Source organism: Methyloceanibacter sp., from assembly GCF_058506495.1.
Window position 1 is genome coordinate 1 of the sequence record NZ_JBZMXT010000121.1, and the last position, 4729, is coordinate 4729.

The 4729-nt window shown below is 60.8% G+C and carries 7 protein-coding genes; 3 read left to right on the plus strand and 4 right to left on the minus strand.

The features are described from left to right. On the minus strand, positions 1-228 hold a 228-nt coding region (locus tag AC33YF_RS12845; RefSeq protein WP_491777610.1), incomplete at its 3' end, for an IMP dehydrogenase. 127 nt (positions 229-355) lie between these two features. Beyond that, complete coding sequence (locus AC33YF_RS12850; RefSeq protein ID WP_491777605.1) at positions 356-1267, minus strand: LysR family transcriptional regulator; 912 nt, start codon at positions 1265-1267, stop codon at positions 356-358. 105 nt (positions 1268-1372) lie between these two features. Here AC33YF_RS12850 and AC33YF_RS12855 point away from each other — a divergent pair, with 105 nt between their 5' ends. The 3 genes from AC33YF_RS12855 to AC33YF_RS12865 all read left to right on the plus strand — a co-directional run bounded on the left by AC33YF_RS12855 (position 1373) and on the right by AC33YF_RS12865 (position 3058). Next, a complete protein-coding gene (locus AC33YF_RS12855; protein ID WP_491777606.1) occupies positions 1373-1987 on the plus strand; it encodes a glutathione S-transferase family protein in 615 nt (204 codons plus the stop codon). A gap of 21 nt (positions 1988-2008) precedes the next feature. After that, entirely contained in the window at positions 2009-2584 is a 576-nt protein-coding gene (locus AC33YF_RS12860; RefSeq protein ID WP_491777607.1) for a pyridoxamine 5'-phosphate oxidase family protein, read from the plus strand. An 84-nt stretch (positions 2585-2668) separates the two neighbouring features. Next, on the plus strand, positions 2669-3058 hold the full coding sequence (locus tag AC33YF_RS12865; protein WP_491777608.1) for a hypothetical protein: 390 nt from the start codon (positions 2669-2671) through the stop codon (positions 3056-3058). Between the two features lie 29 nt (positions 3059-3087). On the opposite strand, the gene AC33YF_RS12870 is transcribed toward AC33YF_RS12865, so the two are convergent. Together AC33YF_RS12870 and AC33YF_RS12875 are read right to left on the minus strand one after the other, a co-directional pair. Then, positions 3088-3768 carry an MIP/aquaporin family protein gene (locus AC33YF_RS12870; protein ID WP_491777609.1) on the minus strand — a complete coding sequence of 227 codons (681 nt, stop codon included), beginning with the start codon at positions 3766-3768 and terminating at the stop codon, positions 3088-3090. 181 nt (positions 3769-3949) lie between these two features. After that, a complete protein-coding gene (locus AC33YF_RS12875) occupies positions 3950-4663 on the minus strand; it encodes an RlmE family RNA methyltransferase (protein ID WP_491777611.1) in 714 nt (237 codons plus the stop codon). Positions 4664-4729 lie beyond the last annotated feature (66 nt).

Here is a 4729-nt window from a genome sequence, read left to right on the forward strand (position 1 = left end):
CCCCGCCTGAGCCATCGCAATCGCAAGGCGCGCCTCGGTGACCGTATCCATTGCCGAGGATAGGATTGGAACATTCACAGAAATCGACTTGGTGACGCGAGACGAGACTTGCACCTCGTTGGGCAGCACGTCCGAGGGGCCAGGCCGTATCAGGACATCATCGAAAGTCAGCGCCATGGCGCTGTCGGGAAAACGGGAATTATCGGGTGAAGACTGCCCGTCGGGCATAGGCCAACCTCGCTTTGATGTGAAATGCCCGCGCGGGCGGTAGAGCCAAACGCGGGTCCGGTTGACGCCGTTCCATAGCAGCTTGCCCTGCCCTTGGAAAGGCATGGCGCATGCTTACCCTCAAACTTCATAAGGCCCGAAGGGCTTTGCGCAATATAGGTACCGCCACGTCGACGAACGCCTGGACCTTCGCCTGCGGTAGGCGGTCCTCCCGGTGCACTAAACTCACCGGTATCGGTTCCGGTTCAAAGTCCTGCAGGACCCGCCGCAATGAACCGTCAGCGAGAGCCGCTTCAGCCTGGTAGGAGAGCACGCGCACGATGCCGAGCCCCGATATCGCCGCGTCGATCCCGGTCTCAGCGGTGTTGACGATCAGGCGTGGCTCGACCGGAATGCTGTGCGCATTCCGTTTCCCCTGACCGCCCCCGGGAAAACTCCATCGATCTGGCTGAGAGAATGAAGTGAATGTGATGCACGAATGCTTGAGAAGCGCGCCCGGCTCTTTAGGCGTACTAGCGGCCTGCAAATATTCAGGGCTGGCGCAGCATATTAGCCGGACTGTTCCCAGTGTTGTTGTACGCATGGCCGAATCCGGAAGGTGGCCAATGCGAATTCCAAGGTCGAGCCCTTCCTCGACGAGATTAACGACCCGGTTCACCAAGAGCATCCGCGCCGTCATCTGGGGATAGGCATCCAGATACGCGCTAACCACGGGACGCACGTGCAGACGCCCGAACAAACTTGGAGCCGTTAGTGCAAGCTGACCGCGCGGCTCCGCTTTCTCGCCGGCGAGGTAGCGCTCAGCCGTACCGAGCTCGCCCAGCACCCGCCGGCAGGTTTCCAGGTAGGACTGGCCTGGCTCCGTCAAAGCGAGTCGCCGTGTCGTGCGCGTGATGAGACGCGTATTCAGAGCCTCTTCCAGCGCCTTGAGATGGCGGCTCACGGTCGTCAGCGGCATGCCCAGCCGCTCGCCCGCGGCCGAGAGCGAGCCCGCATCGGCGATGGCGACAAAGACCCGAATGGCAGACAACCTGTCCAAACTATTATCCCGAAAAATGGAAGGATATATGCAGTATTTCACACATACCGCTATTCCACGGAATAAGCCATATGAGTGACGGCACGACGCTCAGAAGGCGGAGGAATGAACCGATCAATGACCGCTTGCACGCTCTACGACATGGAACTCTCCGGGAACTGCTTCAAAGTCCGGCTTTTTTGCGCGCTTCTTGGGTTGGAACTCGACCTTGAGCCCGTCGACCTGATGGCCGGCGCTCATAAGAAGAGCCCCTTCATCGACGTCAATCCGTTCGGGCAGGTCCCCGTGCTCCAAGACGACGATGTTGTGCTGCGGGATTCCCAAGCGATCCTGGTCTATCTCGCCCGCAAATACGGCGGTGAGACTTGGCTCCCCACAGACCCCGTCGGAATGGCGAGCGTTGTGAACTGGCTGATGGTCGCCGAGAATGAAATCGCGCGCGGACCCGCGGATGCGCGCCTTCGTGACAAATTCGGCTTTCCGGTCGACGCCGACCAGGCCCGCGAGAATGCGGCCAACATTCTGGGCCTTCTCGAAGCCCGGTTGTCCGAGAACGAGTGGCTAGCTCTAGACCGGCCGACGATCGCAGACATCGCCTGTATGCCTTACGTTGCGCTTGGACATGAAGGTGGCGTGCCACTCGACTCCTACCCCGCTATCCGGGCATGGGTCGGCCGCATCAAGGCGCTCCCGGGCTTCGTCTCCATGCCAGCACTCTGAGGCATCCCTGTGCGCACCTGGATGGACATTGCCTTTACGCCTGCTGTCAAAGCCGCGCAAACCCGCCGCGGTTCGCGCGAAGGCTATGCCCGGATGGAGGCCCGAGGGACCGCTCGGACTGCAGCCGATGCCAGCCTAAAAAAGTTCATCGTAAACACGCGCTCGTTTTACATTGCAACGGCTAGCAGCGACGGGCAGCCCTACATCCAACATCGCGGCGGACCGCCCGGCTTCCTGCAGGTCCTGGATGACCAAACGCTGGCGTTCGCCGATTTCTCCGGGAACAAGCAATACATCTCGACGGGCAATCTGGACGAGAACCCGAAGGCGATGATCTTCATCATGGATTACCGCACGCGACACCGGGTCAAGATTTGGGGCACCGCAAAGGTCGTGGAGAACGACGATGCGCTTATCGAGAAGCTCATGCCCGACAACTACGTGGCGCGCGCGGAGGCGGTGGTTGTCTTCACAGTGGAGTCCTGGGACACCAACTGCCCTCAACACATTCCACTCATGATCTTCGCGGAGGATGTGGAATCGCTTGCCGAGCGTATCGCCGCGCTAGAAGCGGAAAATGCGCGCTTGCGGAAATAGCTCTCCGAGAACCAGCCCGAGAAATGCAAAGATTGTGGGCCACACTTCTTTCGTGAGCATGAATGAGGAAGTGGACGGCTCAGGATGACGACGAAGCTCGAGGCAGACTGGATTCTGAAAGTAATGGCCGCGATGGCCGCTGCTGACCATCGGCTCGACGCCCGCGAGGTCACCATCATCCAGAGCGTGTACGAAGAGCTGACCGGGGAGCCAGTGGATGTCAGCGGCGTAGTTTCGGCCGTCCAGGTCTATGCCCGCAAAGATGTCCTTGAGGAGTTGTCGGAGGTCGCGGGCAGCCTCTCCACCAAGGCAAAGGCGGCCATCTTGCGTGGCGCTTACGAGACGATCCTCGCAAACAGCTACGTATCGCAAGCCGAGCGCGACACGCTCGGCGGAATCGCGGCCGCGCTGCAGCTTTCAGGCGACGACATGGATGCTGTGCTGGCCCAAGCCAAAAAGACGCAACTCTTGTGATCTGAGCGCTGTGGCGCGCCTTTTGCGCCCTAATTCTCTTGCGTGTCCGAACCCGGCTTAAGCAGCCAGCCAAAAACGACAACAGCGACAGCAGCTCCCAAAAGCTGTGCTACGAGGAAAGCCGGCACATGGGCGGGTGCGATGCCCGCATAGGTGTCGGTAATCGCGCGCCCGATCGTGACCGCTGGGTTGGCGAAGGACGTCGACGACGTGAACCAGTATGCGCTCGAAATGTAAAGGCCGACAGCAGTCGGGATTGCGGCCGGGTTAAACCGAACACAGCCGATGATCGTCGCAACGAGCCCGAAGGTCGCGATGAATTCGCCGAGCCATTGCCCGCCGCCAGTTCGCGCGGTCTGCGCAAGCTGGACGGGCTCAAGACCGAACATCACATGCGCAACAATCGCACCGAGACACCCACCCAGAATTTGCACGATCACGTAGGGCAGCGCTTCGCCAGCCGGCAGCGCGCCGCGCAGGAGCATGGCCAGGCTGACGGCAGGATTGAAGTGCGCCCCCGATATCGAGATGAAGATCGTAATGATGACAAAGAGCACGGCCCCGACGGAGACCATGTTGCAGAGCAGCGCCAGCGCTTCGTTTCCGCCCGCAAGCTTTGCGGCCATGATGCCGGAGCCGACCACCGCCATCACAAGAAAGAACGTGCCAAGCGCCTCCGCGCAGAGCCGCCGCGTCAAGTCGAACGTCATAGTTCCCTCGGTCTGCCGCGCTAGCAGCAGCGGACTGATCCAATCCCTGCGTCTTTCTCTCGCCCAAGTGGTAGTGGTTCCCCGCAGTCCGGGAACCTACCGAAATGCCGAGAAATGTCATCCGCGAAGTCGAAAAAGATTTCTGGCTATTTGTTGATGGGGGTCGCTGCTAAAACGCGTTCTACGAGGTCGAACCGCGATAGCCCGTTGCCAGCACATAGACTTCAGAGGAGTCCTGACGGCTGGCTTTAGGTTTAACATGCGCGACCTTCGCGAAGTTCTGACGAAGCCGCGCGAGCAAGTCACCGCTCGCCCCGCCTTGCAGCACTTTCGCAAGATAGGCGCCGCCCGGCTTCAAGACTTCCTCGGCAAAGTCGAGCGCCGCCTCCGCTAGTGCAATCACACGCAGGTGGTCCGTCTGGCGGTGCCCTATCGAAGAAGCGGCCATGTCCGACATAACGAGGTCGACACGCTCACCACTGAGCGCGTCGCGCATCAACGTGCCAGCATCCGCGTCAGTGACGTCGAGCTGCAGGAACTCCGCGCCTGAAACGGGCTCGATCTCGTTCAGATCCGCAGCGACGACCCGACCCTTGCCGGCATCGGCCTTGACCCGGCCGACAGCGACCTGCGTCCACCCGCCTGGAGCGGCGCCAAGATCGACGACGATGCCGCCGGGTTTCAGCAGGCGGTATTTGTCGTCTATTTCCAAAAGCTTGAAGGCGGCCCGGCTACGATAACCCTGACGCTTGGCTTCTTCCACATAGGGGTCATTCAGCTGCCGCTGAAGCCAGCGCGTGGAGGCAAGCTTCCGCCCTTTCGCGGTCTTGACGCGTACGGTGAGACCGCGCCGTCCCGCGCCCTCCTTGGGACCGCTCTTTCCACCTCTTGCCATACCGCCCGCTTCTAATACCGCTTTGTATTTGCGCCCCGCGCCCTTGACCCGAATGCGCCGAGGGGC

What these genes read in the sequence shown, in the direction of transcription:
- AC33YF_RS12855 (WP_491777606.1), top strand. Translation starts at nt 1,373, where the DNA reads ATGAACCGATCAATGACCGCTTGCACGCTCTACGACATGGAACTCTCC.
- AC33YF_RS12860 (WP_491777607.1), top strand. Translation starts at nt 2,009, where the DNA reads ATGGACATTGCCTTTACGCCTGCTGTCAAAGCCGCGCAAACCCGCCGC.
- AC33YF_RS12865 (WP_491777608.1), top strand. Translation starts at nt 2,669, where the DNA reads ATGACGACGAAGCTCGAGGCAGACTGGATTCTGAAAGTAATGGCCGCG.
- AC33YF_RS12870 (WP_491777609.1), bottom strand. Translation starts at nt 3,768, where the DNA reads ATGACGTTCGACTTGACGCGGCGGCTCTGCGCGGAGGCGCTTGGCACG.
- AC33YF_RS12875 (WP_491777611.1), bottom strand. Translation starts at nt 4,663, where the DNA reads ATGGCAAGAGGTGGAAAGAGCGGTCCCAAGGAGGGCGCGGGACGGCGC.